Origin of the sequence: Marinomonas rhodophyticola, from assembly GCF_026113935.1 — a bacterium.
GTDB lineage: Bacteria > Pseudomonadota > Gammaproteobacteria > Pseudomonadales > Marinomonadaceae > Marinomonas > Marinomonas rhodophyticola.
The window spans coordinates 26,829-45,374 of the sequence record NZ_JAPEUL010000011.1 but is presented as its reverse complement, the minus strand read 5'-3'; the positions used below and the strand labels follow the sequence as shown (position 1 = coordinate 45,374).

Genomic DNA, 18,546 nt, shown 5'->3' with positions numbered 1-18,546 from the left:
TTTATATTCTTCCGTTTTTAATTTCATCATAAAATTTAATGATATTCTCACACACATAAGAAACCTCTTCATTAGTAAGCTCATAAAAAAGAGGTAGCCTGACTAATCGTTGGCTTTCGATACTTGTGTTAATATCCTCCCCTATAAATTCACCTAGTTCAAGACCACATTTTGATGTATGCAAGGGGATATAATGAAATACTGCCATAACACCACGTTCAAAAAGATACGAAATTAATGCTGTACGCTCTTCAATATCCTTACACTTTAGATAGAAAATATGTGCATTATTACTAGAATAGCTAGGTACAATTGGCAAAGTCACTAAAGAACTTTTTTCCAAAATAGATAGTTTTTCAAAATATGTTTTCCATAGCTCTAGACGACGCTGAAGAATTTTATCTTTATTTTCTAATTGGGCAAGCAGGTAAGCAGCTTGAAGTTCAGATGGCAAGAAACTCGAACCAACATCGACCCAGGTATATTTATCGACATTTCCTCTTAAAAAAAGCTTTCTGTTAGTTCCTTTTTCTCTAATAATTTCAGCCCTTTCGATAAATGTCTCATCATTTATTAAAAGAGGCTCCACCCTCACCACCACTGGTAATATTCTTCGTCTCATGAAAACTAAAAACGCCCAAGTGCCCAATCGTACCAAGCGCTTTGCCTTTATAGCTATTACCAATTGCCTGAGCTGCGTCTTCGATGACAAATAAATTGTGAGTAGCCGCGATGCCCATTATTTCATCCATTTTACAACTGACCCCTGCATAATGAACAACGACAATTGCTTTGGTTCTAGGCGTGATGGCCGCTTTAATTGCAGAAGGTGAAATGTTCATCGTATCAGCTTCTACATCCACAAATATAACTTTTGCACCTCGTAGCACAAAAGCATTCGCAGTAGAAACGAAAGTGAAGCTGGGTAGAATAACTTCATCACCTGGTTGTATGTTAACTAGCATTGCACAAATTTCTAGACCAGCGGTACAAGATGGCATCAGTAAGGCTTTTTTAGTCCCCGTCATATTTTCCAAAGTGGCCTCACACTTCCTGGAAAAGACGCCGTCACCAGCCAAATACTTAGAGTCAATAGCTTCGCGTATGTAGTCTATCTCAATTCCAACCACTGGACTTTTATTAAATGGAATTTTGTTCACAATTTTCCCCATATTTTTGCTTATCAATTAGTATCATACACTACACAATTACAGATCTTTCAGAAAGCAAGTTTTAGATAAATGACACACGCAAAGAACAGCGTAGTACCTACTTATACCATTTATGAAATGATAACTCAGGCTCTGGAAATGAAAAACCTAAACCCACATAAAGATTAAAGATTGCAATATTATGAGAGGAAATACTTGTTGAAACCTTACTATAACCCCGATCTTTTATATAACAAAGCATGGTCTTCCACACACTACTAGCTAGCCCCTTACCACGAAACGCTTCCATCATTCCTACCAAAGACAAAAAAGCTTCACTATCAGATACCTTATCTACAACAAAAAATGCTACTGTTGCATCAAGAGAATCCGTACATTTATAGACCAACTGAGTATCAACACTAATAGAATTAACTAACCAATTCTTATATCGAATATCGGCAAGCTTATTGGGAATGCGTTCATCCTGATGATAACGTCCAAATTTAAACATATCACCAATCTGTTCGCTAATCGACATAACCTCACTATCCGTACACAGACTAATCGAAAAAAAATCATTTGGTGAAAAAAACATATCTGAACAGTTCAAAAAAGGACGATAACTTGCTTCTATGTAACGAAAACCGTCATTCTCTAAAGCATTAATAACATGTAAATTAGACTGTGTTATACGAGTAGTCATTAAATCAACTTTCAAAGAGCGAGCCTTATCATCAATAGTAGACAAGAATTCATGAATTGACGCATCTCTAAGAGTCTCATCAAGAGATAGATCATATACATTAAAGCCAAAAAGCTTCATATCCCAAGGAATATCACGCAACGTAGCTTTATTACCTTTATACTCCAAAAAATATTTTTCCTGATCAAACATAATATTTAAACTTTTCTCTATTATTAGATTGCGCACATAAATTAAATGCTCTTTTTACTCTTTCCTTTAAAAACCTTAAAAAGGCAAAAAATATTACTAAAAAGCAAAAAAAGCATCATTAATGCAACTAAAAGCGATAAATTAATTGGACTATCTATCATGCCGGACATAGCAAAAACAAAGTACAATAGAAGTATCACCAATGTATATTTAATGTATGTATATTCATTTACAGCCATTAGATAACCAAAAATAACTACATTTACACTCAAGATAGTCATAGAGAATGAGAGTATTTGAAAAGACTCTGCACTAGATAGAAATTTCTCACCAAAAAGTAGACCTATAATTTCACTAGGGAAAATGACTGAACATAGAATAACAACGCTACCACAAAGAAATGAGGCCAAAGAAGCTAGTATTAGAATTTTCAAAGAACTTCCCCACTGCGAAACCTCACCCTTAATCATAGCAAAAACCACGCCACTAACGCCACCAGAAACAAAAAAAGCAATCTTTCCTAGATTTGAAGAAACAGAATAATCTGCAACTAAAGATGGAGAAAACAGATATTTAGCCAAAATTAAATCCGAAGAAAGCAATGATCCAACTATGAAAAAATTAATAGCAACAGGAGTAGATTTTAAAACAAACCCTCTAATCAATGAGAAACTCTTATCAAAAGCAAAAATTATCGGTTTTAATCTCATGTATAAAAATAAAGTTGAAAGAACGGTAGCAATTAGTTCAGCGTAAAGCACTGAATACACATCATATCCAAATACCTCAAAAAAAATGTAAGTCATAATAACTTTTATTACAACTAAAAAGAGAACCTGAACCTGAACAAGATTAAACTTTTGCAACCCTTGGCAATGTCCAACAAAAATTTGTAAGAGCAACGTATTCAACAGACAGAAAGAATAAACAAACATAGGAAGAGCTGATTCTATATTAAGAAACCTACTTATTGGGATGGAAAAGAAACTTAATAAAAAAAGAAAAACAAAGACACACTTAAAACCAATGTATTAAGTTGAGATATCACCATAGCCTTTTCTCTTCCGTCACTAAGTTCTTTAGCGTTGAAAGCTATTACATATATAGAAGGAATGACAAAAAGAAAAGAGGACAGGGTATTACCAGTCGCTGTTACCGATGCAAAAATAGACAGATCTTGTTTAGTTAACGATCTAGATATAAAGATCATTTGAATATAATTCAATATATTGGAAATATTTGAAAGCAATATTAAAGATATACCTGTCTTTAAAATCGAACGCACATAGCACTCCTTAAAATACAAGAAAATTTATTATTAAAAGACAAGCATTTGAATGAAAAACATAATAACTAATATAAAATTTAACTAATTTAGAGTTATACAAAAAACAAAATTAAAAAATAGACACAAACATGCTAAACAACAGTAAAATGGGACAATTTTTTAATTATCATATAAAACATCAGCCTCGATCATTAAAAAGTGAATTATAAATTTCGTAATTATTCTCGATCAACATATCTTTAGTTGTATATTCTTTAGCTTTACCTTCTACATCAGAATCACAAAAATGAAATGCAGGTATAAGCATGTCATAATATCCAGTGTAATAAGGTTTAAATAATAGCTTAATATAAGCTTTTTTCTCTACTGCACCAGGAGAATTTATACCACTTGGGATTGCTCTAATTGTCTCATTAAGGAATTTACCGTTGGTAATGGTTGCAGCTAATGAAAACTGTTCATGGAAATTTCTATACCACCATCTTTTGGACACATAACATTTTCCCTCTTTTACCAACAGCTCTCCAGAAATAAGTTTATTATCATCATACCAAGACATTGGCTCCGGATTCTTTTCAGAAAACCATTGCATCCCTCTACAAGAAAGCTTTATTTGCATAACATTTGAATGTCTGGCAGCTTCGATTGCCTTTTCAATTGGATAATCAAAAATCCACACAAAATCATCAGGAAGAAAAATGAAATAATCATTTTTTACAACATCATTTATATGCTTTAATCTGTCGATATATGAGCAATTTGGAAGATGATATAACTCAATATTATGCTTATCATAAAACACTTTTTGCTCTGTTATATCTTTAGATGAATCAAATACTATGTGCCTAACATCTATAGGGTTAAATTTATGAAAACTAGCAAATGATTTCTCTAAATATTGAACACGTTTTTTGTTATCAAAATTAACTAACGAAACAACTTCAATCATCTTTAATATCCTTGGTTCCATCATAGCTTTTTAGTGTTGGCTTCATTCCTAACGACTTTAATATTGTATGAAAAATAATTGAAGAAGCGGTAAATACACAAAGCGGCAAATGAAAAAAGAAAACAACTTTTTTCTTTTAATTAAAAGATATACTGTATCCAGTAGCGCAGGAAAAATTAAAAGAGAATAAGGTATGAATAAAAACTTTTTATATTTTCCAACCTTTCCATTTCTTTTAGCCATAAGGCTCTCACGCATTAGAAAACCAGATGCACCAACACCTTTAACGTGGTAAATGTTATTTCTAATTCGCCAACTGATTTTATTTAAGTATTTACTTATTGATTCAGAAGAGTAGTGCGCCAAGCTATGTGTTTTACATACTCCAATTCGCGTATCTTTACTGAGTAAAACATAAAATAAATGAGGTAAATTTTCCGGTTTTTTAACTACATCACTAAAGTTATCCAGGAAATATTTTTTATTTATTAGAGTACCCATCGCAAGTAACTCTATGAGTGGAAGAGCTTTGTCATGTCCGAAATCAACAACACAACTTCGAGCATTTTCATTTGAAATGACATAATGCTTACTTAGATCAGCTACAAAAATATCAGGAGATTTAGAAACACGATAAACGAATAGACTAAATGGATCTCCATATTCGTTAATATAATCGTTAATAAGATGCTCACCTTCAGGATTAACATATCCAGCAGAAATCACCGTCTGGACATTGTTAACAAGCATACATTCTACTTGATCGACTAGGCAATAAGGTGAGGTATAGACCTCATCATGATCCAAATAAACAATCAGATCTGTTTTCGACTCTACAAAACCAAGAAACTTCGCATATACAGGCTCTGTTCTAGGATTAGAAATGATCGAACACCCTCTTTCATAGCCATAATCAATAGTTTCATCAGTTGAGCCACCATCAACGAGCATAACAGTAATCTTTTCTTTGGGATAACTTTGATTATCTATAGCATTCAGAACACGCGGCAAGACATGCATAGAATTATAGGTCGCTATAATAACAGTAACTTTTGGCAACTCCATTGTAATCATAAGGCTATCCTTCAATCTCAATAAGGCTGTCTACTATAATTTTAGAAGGATGGCTAAAATTTAACTTTGAGTCATATTTATATTTGTATGGATCCATTAAAAATTCATCAATCAATCTATGCGACTTTTTAGAAAGAACGACATTAGTCCCAAGTCCTTCCGTTCTTTCAGTATGAGTACGCAATATCAAACATGGTTTTCCCATGTAATACGCTTCCTCCTGATTACTTCCACCATCAGTTACCAGATATTCACAAGAGGTAAGTACCCGCATAAAATCAATATATTCTAGGCGTGGAATCAGAGTGAAATTTATATTCCTCCGAAGCTCTTCGAGCAGCCCTAATTCATCAAGTTTGGATCGTGTTAGTTCATGCAATACCAAAACACAATGCGTCTTTTCAGACTCCTGAATACAACGTGAAACCATAAACTTAACAAATTCAGTGTCGAATAAGTTTTCTTGCCGGTGTATAACAAATACAAAATAAGGCTTCCCTTTAGGAGTATAATCATTTCCTACTTCAACAGATTTCGAAAGCCTCAAACTATCTAGCAATGTATTTTCACCAGAACTAATAATAATATTATTATTTCTTTTATTTTTTATATTACTAGAAGCCCATTCATTTGGTGAAAAATGAACTCTAGCTAGTCTCGATGTTAATACCCTATCAAGCTCTTCAGGAAAAGGATTTAAGTAATTAAATGAACGTAGACCAGCTTCCACATGACATACAGTCATCCCCATGAGTTTACCTAACATTGCCCCTAATAGAGTTGATACGGTATCACCATGTACAATAAGAACCTTGCCTTTTAATTTACCATATTTATTTTTTATACTTTTACGACCTTTTAAAAGAGTCTTAATGAACCATGTAATTAACCCAAGGGAGGTCTGCTTATGGGACGTATCAGATAAAACTAAACTAGGCCCTTTCAATTCAAATTTTTGTAAAATACTCGAATTTCTAATGTCATTTTGACCGCTCGATATAATCTCGTAGTCTAGATTACGGTTTTTCATCTCAACCATTATAGGAAACAGTTTTATTAACTCAGCAGTGGTACCGACAAAAAAATAAATCATTTTTCAACCTCATCTGAAATTACATAAAGAGGTCTATCTACAACCTGCACGTGAATCCGACCGATGTATACTGCAATAAAACCGATAGATGACAGCACGGTTCCTGTTAGAAATGTGTTAAACACTACAAAGTAGGCTAAAGGTGTAAATACTTGAGTTCCGATGGCTTCGGTTATCAACATATAAGCTACAAGTAATGAACATCCGATTAGAATTAAAGCACCCAAGGTACCTGCAATTTTGAGAGGTAGCAGTGAAAATGAAGTAAAGCTGTTTAATGCTAGCGTTGATAGCTTACGAAAAGAATAAGCTGCTTCGCCATTCAGCCTCGCAGGAGCAACAAATTCAATATAACATTTTTTAAAACCTAACCACTCTATCAATCCTCTAAACATGACAGTCTTTTCTTTAAACTTTAAAAACTCTTTTGCGATATTTTTATCAATTAATTTAAAATCAGTTAATCCTCTTGGAAGCTCTATGTCACCAAAAAAATTCATAACAGAATAAAATAAGTTTGATGATACTCTCTTAAACCAAGTGTAATCATCTGCGCTGCTCCTAATACCTGATATATTTTTATATCCGGCTTCCCATTTCCTTAGAAATTGTGGAATTAATTTTGGAGGGTGTTGAAGATCTGCATCCATAAATATAATAGCATCTGAATCAACACTTGAGGTCAATCCAGCAACTAAAGCAGGCTCTTTTCCAAAGTTTGAAGAAAACCTTATTGCCTTTATTGAGATGCCATCATACTTTTCAAGTGAGGATATAACCTCCCAAGTATTATCCGTACTACAATCATCAACAAACTGTACAATCCAGTCATACTTATTTTCATTAATTACAACTGCATTAATCTCATCCAGAAGTGGCAAAATATTCTCTGATTCATTATAGGCAGGTACAACAATAGTGATCTTCTTTTTCATAATTGAGCCTATTTCATTATTCTATGTAAAAATTCAGTAACATTAATACCATCAAAAATATGAGGATACTCCACTTTGAAAATCAAAACAAAATCATCTTTTGAAAGCAACTTAACTTTCTCTGAAGCAAGTAAAACTTCCATAGCATCAGTATTTTTTTGCGATACCGCAATGTACGAAATACCGTTATCTATTAAACTATCTAATACTTCTATACTCAAATTATTGATTTCTTTAGAAAGGATATCAAGCCTATCTCTATATATAGTATTATTGGATCCATAATAAATTTGGTTAGCAATAGGTTTATTGTGATAAATTCTATTAGCTAAATACGCATAATTACTCTCAGGAGGTGCTGTTATTGGTGAGTAAAAAGGGATTTCCAATAGTATACCATTTGGCTCAGTTGCTAATGAAGCGTATGCCTCTTTTTTATCTAACTTTAAGCCAGAAAACCTATTAAACATGTCAAATCGAGCGACATCATTGTGAACCAACAATACAATAAGGACTATCATTGAAGAAAATAAAAATTTCCCTTTATATCCTTGATCCTTACTAAATAGTTTAGGAATCTCCAACAGTAATATGGCTAATATAATAAACATGCCAATATTAAAATATAGCAAAGATCTTAGCCCTACTCTGAACATCGGCGCTATTTCATAGGTAACGAAAACTAAAGAGAATGGGTTCTCTGGTGATAATGTGAATAAAAACATTAGCAATGAGGCAAAAAACCAAGGACAAAGTTTTTTTACTGTTTGTAAAAACAAACTAAAATCTTTAACAAATATTGTATATAAAAACACTAATACAAGCATAGGTATTACAATACCCAGCCTATATGACATTTCCCATATGTCTGTATGAAAAACATCTCTATTCAAGAGTTTATCAAAAAACACTATATTAGATTCAAAAACTGGAAAAATTGTTTTTAACGTATAAATCGTAAAACTATTCCAATCATGTACATGTGTATTTAAAATATGACCATTAGACTTGATGAAGAGAAAGTTTATAATTGGTTTTGTCAAGATATTAGGATATAAAACCAACATCGCAACGATAAAAAACAGTGCTGCAATAATAATAGATTTTAGAAAATTTAAAAATTCGATTTTTTTATAATTTGTTAATATAAAAACTATAAAAAAGCCGATGGTAAAAATAACACCAAAATATCCATAGTATTCGTTCACATTAATATTGAACGCATGAGCCAATGATAACAAAACAAAAGATTTGGTATGTAGGTTTCTTGCTACATAGAGAGTAGACCAAACGACTAAAAGTGGAGCAAAGGAAACACCTAGCCCGAATAAATGTGCTTGTGCTCTAATAATTGTATTATCCATTGAGGCAAACGAAATACACAACAGCAGAGCAATAAATTTGTTAAGACCTATATAGCGAAAAAGTCCATACCCGACAAGTAAGGTAGACAAAAAGCCAAGCATAGCAATAACATCATAAGAAGTTTCAGCTGTAAAAAAACTTCCTACTGAATAGCTTATTATTTTCCAAAATTGACTTGATGGACCAGGATTTGCAAGCGCTTGTCCATTATTTTGATACAAAATCATATCTGAAAATAAATAGCTCCAACCACCATTGCTTACTAAATCTTGCAAAGCATAAATACCAGCAATAGTACCAAGACCATCTCCAGAGTTAGCTAAAACTAAATCATGAGAAAACAGCACCTTACTATATTTAAAAACACTAAATAGACATAAGAATGGGAACACTATTAAAAAAAGCTTCTTCTCTTTATTAAATCTAAAAAATTAAAATGCATAGTGTTCTCCTGAAGACTAATCCATTCATTTAGTTTACTCCTATTGCCTTATTAAAAAAAACAGTTGAACTTTGTTTCCAGCTGAGCCAATGCATCGTTGAAGAATTAGGATGTAACTTTTGTTTATTTAGCTCTACCCAATCAGATAGTGTTTCAGCGATATTAATGTCAGAATCTCCACTGAAGTAATAAGCACTATCTCCAGCAACTTCTCTGAAAACTGGAATATCTCTTGCAATTATAGGCAGAGAGTACTGTGCAGCCTCAATTAGTGGAAGACCAAAACCTTCGCCAAAAGAAGCCGCTATCAATGCTGAGCAAGAGTTATATAACAAATCTAATTCTCTATCATCAACATTTTCCTTCCATTGAATATTTAAAGAGTTAACATTTAAATAATTTAACTTTTCAATTAAATTATCATTACCCCATCCAGCTTTTCCTACTATTAATAATTTATATTGAGGGTACTCTTTTAGAAAATATTCAAAAGCTCTTAATATCTGATCATGCCCTTTCCTTGGTTCAATAGTACCAACCATCAAAAAAGTATTTTCGTAGTTACTACTAACAGAGTCACAGATATTCATAAAATCTGCTCCAAGATGAAAAAATCTATCTTTTGCGTAAAATAACGAGGTTTCTTTATATTTGCACAATTAAGATATGATTGAACTTCATGCTTGACAGCTTCCGATATACAAATAATTTTATCAGCCGAATAGGCAACTACTTCCAACCACTCAGCAAATGCAATACTCAAATTTTCATTAAAAAATGCGGACATTGCACTGGCAATATATCATATACAACAAATGAAAGCGTAACCCCGCGGACTCGCCAAACCTCATATAATTTCTGCCGCTGATCAAGATGACCTAAGAACAAATCAAGAGCTAAAAAATGATCGCCATGAGAAGGCACAGCAATACCTTCTCTAGCACTTTTACCAAGTTTTTCTTGATGAAAATCATGGGCATAGTCATACCAACCACCAGAATTGTACTTAACCAAATATATTCGCTCTGAAAACTCCGAAGGAATATTTTCAATAATCGATTTAACAACTCGTTGTATACCTGTTTTTGCATCAGCAGTTGATATTTCAGTAACATCTATATAAATATAACTATTTCTAGTAAAAAAAAGTTGTTCAATACTCTGCGCAGACCTGATGAGATCATTATCAGTAAAGGCCGATGTAGTCTTTTTAAATTCAGATAAAAATATTTTCTGGTCGTATATCTTACGACCACCACTTGTTTTTTTATTAAATTTAAGGTCTTTGATAGCTCTATTAAAAACCTTTACAGATTTATCTAAATTATATTCAATATCTAATCCATTGCTAGACAAACTATTACCTAGATAAAAATCAACTCTTTCGAATATATTGTAAAGACTAAGGTTTAAGGACATCCAACAATCTAAATCAATAACTGTATTATATCTATCGCCGGCATCGTTATTTACATTAAATTCAACAGTAAACTCTTTCAATTCGTTAAAGAGTTTCGTTTTTTCCGGTTTAATCCCCACCTTATTTTCGGAACATTCCTTTAATTTTGCTGGGCATATAGATAAATAAGGAAATTCTTTGGTATTTTCTTTCTTGAAATCCCTCGAATTTACTATTAATAATTCACAGAAAAAATTACCATCATGTGAATTCATTTCGTCATCAGGCAGATCGATTATTGCAAACAATTTAATTTTAAATTTGTTAGCACACTGCACTTTCTCAAAAGCATAAAAGAAATTTTTTAGTTCTTCTTTATTAGAAAACTCTATATATACATTTAGAAAAAAATTTCTTTTCTTCTCTTATCACATAGAGTTTTAAACTTTGGTATATTAAAACTCTCACAGTTCTGCTCAGAGGAATTACCTTTTCTAGATACCTCCTTTACATTATAGTCAGCAAGAAAAAAGTCGGCTTTCGATAGTCGTTTGTTCTTTTTCTTATACCAATAATTATGATATAAGTTAGCCCCATTATTAAATTGTGAGAGGGAACTGTTATAGATAACTCCAACTAAACCTTCTATTTCAGGCACTGTAGTTAAACAGTGACCATTAAGATGATCAAAATAACCAAAAATTATAAACACATCTGGAGAAGTCTTTCTAACAAATTCATCTCTCACTAACTCAGATGCATTATCAAGATATCCCACACCATTTTCTATTGGCAAATGAATATTTGAGTAACAACAATGTATGTTATCTAAAGGTAGAAATGTTTCTAAATATGCCCTCAACTCCAGTGAATCAGATAACATTTGTTCATTTATTAAAACATGCACATCAACACTCTTATTATCTGCATGATGAAGCATCTGGAGAAATAATATATGTGATATGTAATATTCTTTAGGAAATAATTTATCTTGCAGTGCCTGTAGATCGAACAGAACCTTAAACATTACTTATATATCTCTAAAAATATTTTTTCAGCAACTTGACTCAGAGGTATTTTTTCAGGCTCTCTAACCTCTGTTTTATAAATAAATCTTCTAATCCGCTCTTTCAACAAAGGAAACCTTAAAAAAAATGCTTTCGCCAAAAAATCAACCTTGAGGCAAACAAAAAATTCAACATATATAAATTTTAATAATTTCTTTATCATAAAATATTCTCTAAAATTTTATAGTCTATTAGGATATATATTTCAAAGTGCCAGTGAAATTTCATTATCAGCGATGCAATTTGCAATTATTCTTATTTCTTTATCTAAATACTCATATCCAGATTCAACAAAAATAGATCGGATTAATTCATCTTGACTATATACATTACTTCCTTTGGCTTTTATATTTTTTTCGCAAAGATCTTTTGCTTTATTTAATAATAAATCTGTTGTCTTAACCCAAGAAAAAATCTTTGCTCTTTTTCTTGCATTATCCTTTAATCGATTTCTAAAGCTTTCGTCTACTATTGCTTCTTTTAATTTCTCAGTGATACTACTAATGTTATCAGGTGAAAATGTAGCTTCTTCAAGTCCAATAACTTCTGGTAGGCTTGACACATTTGAACATATGGTAACGGCATCACACATCATTGCTTCAAGTACAGGCAGACCAAACCCTTCATGAAAGGAAGGAAAAATAAAAACAAAGCATTGTGTGTACAAATTTTGTAATTCTTTATTAGAAATAAAACCTGTAAATATAATTTTTTCTGGTTTGATTCCTTTACTTGCAACAAATTTCCTTAAATTTTTAATATCATTTTCAGAATATTTCCCTACTAACACAACATCAAGCCTATTTTTTATGTCTTGATCCAGATTAGAATATGCAGATAACAAACCTTTTAAGTTTTTCCTTTCATCACAAGCACCAGAATATAATATGAATTCGTTATGTATTAAAAAACGACTGCTCAAATCAATTCTTTCATGAACCTCTAGTGCTTTATAACCAGAATCGCCAGCAGAAGATATATTAACAATATTTTTTTCCGATATACCACCTAGTTCAAGAAACTCATTTTTAGAGCTTTCAGATATTGAGAATATAACATCAGCTTTTTTAGCCTCTGCTAACTTTTCGTAATACCATTCCTTCATGTTTTCTGTTGGTAGGTGTAGATCAGGATTATAGAGAGGTATTAGATCATAACCGATAACGCCAACTTTATAATTTCGATTATCCTTTATATCACAGACAAAATCCTCCGTTGCACCTTCAAATAATGAGGTGATCAAAACAAAATCAGGATTTAGTGCATTTATATAATAGTCACGAAGGATTGAAGCAGCCTTTCTTAATCTATCAACACCAAGTAAACAAGAAACATTATGCGGTGCTTTGAAAATTTTAATTTTATCAATTGCATAGTAGCCATCTAATTCTTTAAAGACCACTTCAGCCGATTCTTTACAGTAATCATTTAATAAAAATACAACTTCGATATCATCCCTTAAAATCATTTCTTTTATGAGTGATAAGGTATAGTGGCCAATCCCTCTAGTACGACTAGAAGTTTGCATACTTTGAATATCTATAAGTATCTTCATTTTTTTAGCTGGCCTTGATCTATAATTTCTATTATCTTTTTGTACACATTATAACTACTAGGAGATAAGTAAGTTATCTCCTCGCTTACTTCACTTTGGTTATTTAATTTTTTATACCATATGTAGACTTTAGATCCACTATCCTTACCTAAAAACTTTATTGCATTTTTTCTTATCATTGGATTTCTTAAAAAATAGTCAACTAAGACCATAAAATATTTAGCTTTTCTTTTCAAAATAAACCCCAAATTCATTTATTTATAACTTTAAGCTCTGGATATAATTTACTAAATCCAACGAATGATTTATTTTTTTCTGGAATAATTTGAAAAGTATGAGCTACATCTACCCATTCATAATTTTCACTTAAATGATTTTCACCCCCTCCAAGAGAGGTTTGTAGTGAATACTCACCGACACCAATATCAAGTTTAATAGAAAACTCAAAATCATATGTCGATCCAGGCTTTACACAATATAGGATTTGATTTAATAAATAGGTGTTTGTACCATAAACGGTTTGGCCTAGCCTATCTTTGAAAGAGAACCCTAAAACTAATTTTTCAATTTCTTTTTTAACAGCAACACTTATTTTAATTTTTATCAGCTCGCCAACATTAAAATTATTTCTGGAGCTTCCGTTATTATCAATAAGATCAATATTAAATACGCTAGCCTCATCTGTGCCGGATATTGTTTTAGTCTTACCGTTACTTAAAAGATTCTGTTTAACATTTGAACTACCACTACTCGAAAGCTTAGCGTTATATAGATCCATAACAGCTTCTGATAAACCAACTTTAGCAATAGTACCAAGCTCTAATAAAATTGCCGTACCACATATAGATCTCACTGCACCGGTATCATGAGACACAAATAATAACGTTGTGCCTTCTTTACAGTATTGCTTTATTCTTTCTAAGCTTTTATGTTGAAAATACACATCACCTACAGATAAAGCCTCATCAACAATAAGAATATCTGGGCGTATTGCCGTCGCAACTGAAAACGCCAGTCTCACTTGCATACCACTCGAGTACACACGTACTGGCATGTCTATGTAGTCACCTATTTCAGCGAACTCTTCAATGCTGGGAAACAGCTTATCCATTTCTTGCTTACTAATGCCCATTAGTTGACCGGACATATAAGCGTTTTCACGACCCGTAAATTCAGGATGAAACCCCATCCCTAACTCTAATAATGCAGCGACTCGACCTTGCATTTCAATTGAGCCAGTCGTAGGTTGAGTAGTACCTGTAATCATCTTAAGTAGAGTGCTTTTACCGGCACCATTGACGCCTACGATACCGACGGCTTCGCCAGGTTTTATATCGAAATTAATGTCTTTTAACACCCATTTCAACGTGTGTCTTTTTCCTAAAAATGGGAAGATCCACTCAACCACTTTAGACAACTTTCTTGGATATTGCTTGTAAGCTTTACCCACATTTTTAACAATGATTCTACCCATTAGAGTTCATCCACCATATCGCCTGAATGCTTTTTAAACAAATACAGACCAATTAGAAGTGACGCAGAAGCCAATGCACATAACTGAACAATGTCTTTCAGAGTAGGTAGAGTCTGGGTCAACATGATATTTTGATACACTTCGATAAAGTGGACCATGGGATTAAGATAAATATAGAAATGTGCCCATTCAGGTATGATTGCAAGGGTGTATACTATTGGCGTCCCCCAAAAAAGAAATTGCAAAGCCACATCAACGAGTTGCCCCACATCTCTAAAGAAAACGTTTAACACACCAAGAGCAACGCCCAATCCTAAAGTAAACAATAACTGAATTAATAGAACCGGAAATACAGCCAAGAAATTGATACCTGGAAAGTGACCGCTTAAGATTAAAAAAACAACAAAGAGGCTGTAAATAATAAAAAAGTTCATCACTGCAGATATGGCAACGATGAGAGGAAGGCAAAATTTTGGAAAAGTCACCTTTTTCATTAAATTTGCGTTTTCAATAAAGGTATTTTTCGTCCTATTAAGTTGCTCAGCAAACAGCCCCCAAGCAAGAAGCCCTGAACATAAATAAATACTGTATGCGAAACCGCTGTCATTCCCTGGTATCTTAGCTTGCATTACCTTTGAAAAAATAAGCGTGTAAACCAGTATCATAGCTAAAGGCTGGATAACTAACCAAGCAATGCCTAACAGGCTTGATTGATAACGCGTTTGAAAGTCTCGCCGAACACTCGCCCAAATAAATCCTCGGTATTGAAATATGGTGTTTATACTTTCTTTCATTTATTTCTCAATTTATTAAAGTCAATGCATTAAGCAGATAGGGCTGATTGTATATAGTGCAACACGATTTGAACCATAATATCAGCCTTGTGTCCTTGATCACTCTCCACATAACACCTTAACTCTGGTGCATTGCCAGACGGTCTTAAATGAACAATGTCGCCATTATTGAGCGTCATGCGTAGTCCATCCGTTTCATCGATTGAAACGACATCAGGTACATCACCATCTTGCGCTAGCGCGGAGAATAATTCGCTCCGCTTTGACTGGTTTGCCTTAATATCTGCAATCAGCTGTCGACTGGTTTCCGTTGGAATACCTTTAATACGATCACTCGCGGTGAAGCGCGCGGGAAACTCGGCCGTCAATTGACTAATAGGACGCGCTTGTTCAAACGACATGGCTAATACAATTAAAGCCGGTAATACGGAATCGCGCGTTGGCAATGCATGTAATGTTTGCCCATTCACCACAAAATCCGCCCCCACCAAAAAACCGCCATTGGCTTCATAACCAACGACTCTGGCATCAGGTGACGCCTGTAATAATGTATCCATACCGGCAATCACATAAGGGGAGCCAATTTGAGTGCGTAGCGTTTTCCTGATCGGGGTTTGCAACGCCCCTCTCAGTTCAAGCACTGTATTCACATTGACTGGCGCGGCAACATGCGTTGCGGCCAGGTAGTCTGCACACAAAACACCAAGAATATCACCGCGTAACCATTCACCGCTTTCATTAGCAATCAGCGGACGATCGCCATCACCGTCTGTGGAGATAATGGCATCCAACTGATATTCTTTAGACCAGTTCAAGCCTTTTTGAACATCCTCTTGCGATACGGCTTCCGTATCGATCGGCACAAACGTCTCGGTCCGCTCTAACGACACCACCTCAGCACCAAAATGACGTAACAATTCTTTGATTACGTCACGGGCGACGCTCGAATGTTCATAGACACCGACACGTTTGCCTTGCAACATAATCGAAGGAAAAAGCGAGGTGTAACGCTGTTTAAAAAGTGTTATTGCAACGTCATCAACATTCGGCAAAGCCAACTGAGCGACTTGCTCAGAGAGCGTTTCAGGTACCACCACGATACCGTCCATAATCGCGGCTTCGTCGGCTTTACTGATTTCCCCGTCGGGGCGATAGAACTTAATGCCATTACGATCAAACGGAATGTGGCTGCCCGTTATCATCACTGCAGGCATGGCATTTTGCATAGCATAAAGCGCCAAAGCTGGCGTGGGTAAGGCCCCACAAAATACGACGTTAGCGCCAAAATATTCTGCGGCCAGCACCACCGCTTTAGCGATATCAGGACTGCTCGGGCGTAAATCCACACCCACTACCACACGAGATGCAGAAGGGCAGACCTCTTGCAGAAAAGAGCGCACAAACGCAAAGCAAAGCTCAGGAGTTAAGTCTTTTACCAAACCACGCACGCCACTCGTGCCAAAGGCCACACCCAATTCATTGCTAAGTTGTTTGACCTGCACAGCATTAGAACTCATTTTATCAATCCTTGCTTAACGACCATAACGATCACTGAAACGTACAATATCGTCTTCGCCTAAATAACTGCCCGACTGCACTTCCACCAGCTCTAATGGAATCTTGCCAGGGTTTTCCAAAGCATGAACCACACCCACCGGAATATAGGTGGATTCGTTTTCGGTCAACAGGATTTCACGATCACCATTTTGAACCTTCGCCGTACCAGACACCACCACCCAATGCTCGGCACGATGATGATGCATTTGCACGCTTAATTTCTCGCCAGGCTTCACCATAATACGTTTCACTTGATGGCGGTTTCCAAGATCGACAGTTTGATAACTTCCCCAAGGGCGATGAACAGTGGTGTGAAACATATGTTCTTCACGGCCTTCTGCTTGAATACGTTTCACAACCTTCTTCACATCTTGGGCATTGTTTTTGTCCATCACCAACACCGCATCCGCCGTCTCGACAATGACTAAATCTTGCACCCCCACAGCGGCAATCAAACGCGATTCAGAACGAATCAAACAATTCGTTGACCCTTCAACCATCACATCGCCAAGCAGCACGTTATTGTCTGCGTCTTTATCCGCGTAATCATACAAGGCATCCCAAGCCCCAATATCGCTCCAATCCCCCGCATAAGGCACGACTTTTGCTTTTTTGGTCGGCTCCATCACCGCAAAATCAATCGACTCTTCAGGACATTGCGCGAACAAGGTGGCATCGATACGCACAAAATCCAAATCTTCCGTACGCTGCTGATAGGCATGACTAACCGCTTGGTAAATATCCCCACGATGAACCGCCAATTCGTCCAAAAACGCTTTGGCGCGGAACAAAAACATCCCACTGTTCCACAGGTACTCACCCGAATCTAAATACGCCTGCGCTTTTTCAAGGTTGGGCTTTTCAACAAACTCCACCACCGCGAAGTGCTCACCAGAGCGAATATAACCATAACCGGTTTCCGGGCGAGTCGGCTGCACACCAAAGGTCACTAATGCATCGTCTTTCGCCAGTTCAACCGCTTGTTTAATCGTGGCTTCAAACGCCGCAATATCACGAATCACATGATCCGCAGGCAACACCAACATAATAGCGTCATCTGAAGGATCGAGCATCGCCTCAAAAGCCGCCAAAGCAATCGCAGGTGCGGTATTACGGCCTTCGAGAACCAGCACGATACGGGCGTTTTTCACACCAATTGACTGCAACTGCTGTGCGATCAAAAAGCGATGGTCTTCATTGCACACGATAATAGGATCACCCACCTCAAGAGACTGTGTTCTCAGTATCGTTTGCTGTAAAAGACTGTATTCTTTGTCGGTTAAAGGAAGGCATTGCTTAGGAAAGTGCTCACGAGAAAGTGGCCACAAGCGGCTTCCGACACCACCAGATAAGATAACAGGAATAATTTTCAAGACAGGTCCTTCGCATATGACAAAATAATTGCGAAGATTCTAACAAACTTCTAAAGGAAGGAATATAAAAATGCAGAAATAAAGGACAAACGCGACAAACGCCAAACCAGGCAAAATCACCTGTAGGTCGGC

Annotated in this window: 19 protein-coding genes; all 19 read right to left on the bottom strand. The window is 35.1% G+C overall.

Going from position 1 to position 18,546, the window contains the following annotated elements; all coding sequences use genetic code 11:
• Window position 1: 1 nt before the first annotated feature.
• Window positions 2-589 carry a DegT/DnrJ/EryC1/StrS family aminotransferase gene (locus ONZ52_RS19760; RefSeq protein WP_265220376.1) on the bottom strand — a complete coding sequence of 196 codons (588 nt, stop codon included), beginning with the start codon at window positions 587-589 and terminating at the stop codon, window positions 2-4.
• Entirely contained in the window at window positions 567-1,160 is a 594-nt protein-coding gene (locus ONZ52_RS19755; protein WP_265220375.1) for an aminotransferase class I/II-fold pyridoxal phosphate-dependent enzyme, read from the bottom strand. The genes ONZ52_RS19760 and ONZ52_RS19755 overlap by 23 nt, the downstream gene beginning before the upstream one ends.
• Before the next feature lie 109 nt (window positions 1,161-1,269).
• Window positions 1,270-2,049 (bottom strand): GNAT family N-acetyltransferase, encoded by a 780-nt coding sequence (locus tag ONZ52_RS19750; RefSeq protein WP_265220374.1) that lies wholly within the window; start codon window positions 2,047-2,049, stop codon window positions 1,270-1,272.
• A gap of 41 nt (window positions 2,050-2,090) precedes the next feature.
• Window positions 2,091-2,915 carry an MATE family efflux transporter gene (locus tag ONZ52_RS19745; protein ID WP_265220373.1) on the bottom strand — a complete coding sequence of 275 codons (825 nt, stop codon included), beginning with the start codon at window positions 2,913-2,915 and terminating at the stop codon, window positions 2,091-2,093.
• A gap of 600 nt (window positions 2,916-3,515) precedes the next feature.
• Complete coding sequence (locus tag ONZ52_RS19740; RefSeq protein WP_265220372.1) at window positions 3,516-4,286, bottom strand: hypothetical protein; 771 nt, start codon at window positions 4,284-4,286, stop codon at window positions 3,516-3,518.
• A gap of 57 nt (window positions 4,287-4,343) precedes the next feature.
• Entirely contained in the window at window positions 4,344-5,360 is a 1,017-nt protein-coding gene (locus tag ONZ52_RS19735; RefSeq protein WP_265220371.1) for a glycosyltransferase family 2 protein, read from the bottom strand.
• Window positions 5,361-5,364: 4 nt separating this feature from the next.
• Window positions 5,365-6,453, bottom strand: a complete 1,089-nt coding sequence (locus ONZ52_RS19730; RefSeq protein WP_265220370.1) for a UDP-N-acetyl glucosamine 2-epimerase — start codon at window positions 6,451-6,453, stop codon at window positions 5,365-5,367.
• On the bottom strand, window positions 6,450-7,388 hold the full coding sequence (locus ONZ52_RS19725) for a glycosyltransferase family 2 protein (RefSeq protein ID WP_265220369.1): 939 nt from the start codon (window positions 7,386-7,388) through the stop codon (window positions 6,450-6,452). Before ONZ52_RS19725 ends, ONZ52_RS19730 begins: the two co-directional genes overlap by 4 nt.
• Window positions 7,389-7,396: 8 nt before the next feature.
• Window positions 7,397-9,100 carry a glycosyltransferase family protein gene (locus ONZ52_RS19720; RefSeq protein WP_265220368.1) on the bottom strand — a complete coding sequence of 568 codons (1,704 nt, stop codon included), beginning with the start codon at window positions 9,098-9,100 and terminating at the stop codon, window positions 7,397-7,399.
• 124 nt (window positions 9,101-9,224) lie between these two features.
• Entirely contained in the window at window positions 9,225-9,785 is a 561-nt protein-coding gene (locus ONZ52_RS19715; protein WP_265220367.1) for a glycosyltransferase, read from the bottom strand.
• A 169-nt stretch (window positions 9,786-9,954) separates the two neighbouring features.
• Window positions 9,955-10,869 carry a glycosyltransferase family protein gene (locus ONZ52_RS19710; protein WP_265220366.1) on the bottom strand — a complete coding sequence of 305 codons (915 nt, stop codon included), beginning with the start codon at window positions 10,867-10,869 and terminating at the stop codon, window positions 9,955-9,957.
• Between the two features lie 125 nt (window positions 10,870-10,994).
• A complete protein-coding gene (locus ONZ52_RS19705) occupies window positions 10,995-11,621 on the bottom strand; it encodes a hypothetical protein (RefSeq protein ID WP_265220365.1) in 627 nt (208 codons plus the stop codon).
• The gene (locus ONZ52_RS19700; RefSeq protein WP_265220363.1) at window positions 11,621-11,824 is read right to left on the bottom strand and encodes a hypothetical protein; all 204 of its coding nucleotides are present in this window, start codon (window positions 11,822-11,824) and stop codon (window positions 11,621-11,623) included. The genes ONZ52_RS19705 and ONZ52_RS19700 overlap by 1 nt, the downstream gene beginning before the upstream one ends.
• A gap of 42 nt (window positions 11,825-11,866) precedes the next feature.
• Window positions 11,867-13,216 carry a glycosyltransferase family 4 protein gene (locus ONZ52_RS19695; protein WP_265220362.1) on the bottom strand — a complete coding sequence of 450 codons (1,350 nt, stop codon included), beginning with the start codon at window positions 13,214-13,216 and terminating at the stop codon, window positions 11,867-11,869.
• Window positions 13,213-13,452 carry a hypothetical protein gene (locus ONZ52_RS19690; protein WP_265220361.1) on the bottom strand — a complete coding sequence of 80 codons (240 nt, stop codon included), beginning with the start codon at window positions 13,450-13,452 and terminating at the stop codon, window positions 13,213-13,215. The genes ONZ52_RS19695 and ONZ52_RS19690 overlap by 4 nt, the downstream gene beginning before the upstream one ends.
• Window positions 13,453-13,466: 14 nt before the next feature.
• Window positions 13,467-14,690 carry an ABC transporter ATP-binding protein gene (locus tag ONZ52_RS19685; RefSeq protein WP_265220360.1) on the bottom strand — a complete coding sequence of 408 codons (1,224 nt, stop codon included), beginning with the start codon at window positions 14,688-14,690 and terminating at the stop codon, window positions 13,467-13,469.
• The gene (locus ONZ52_RS19680) at window positions 14,690-15,484 is read right to left on the bottom strand and encodes an ABC transporter permease (protein ID WP_265220359.1); all 795 of its coding nucleotides are present in this window, start codon (window positions 15,482-15,484) and stop codon (window positions 14,690-14,692) included. Before ONZ52_RS19680 ends, ONZ52_RS19685 begins: the two co-directional genes overlap by 1 nt.
• Window positions 15,485-15,513: 29 nt before the next feature.
• A complete protein-coding gene (locus tag ONZ52_RS19675) occupies window positions 15,514-17,001 on the bottom strand; it encodes a phosphomannomutase (RefSeq protein ID WP_265220358.1) in 1,488 nt (495 codons plus the stop codon).
• A gap of 15 nt (window positions 17,002-17,016) precedes the next feature.
• Entirely contained in the window at window positions 17,017-18,414 is a 1,398-nt protein-coding gene (locus tag ONZ52_RS19670; protein WP_265220357.1) for a mannose-1-phosphate guanylyltransferase/mannose-6-phosphate isomerase, read from the bottom strand.
• Between the last annotated feature and the right edge of the window lie 132 nt (window positions 18,415-18,546).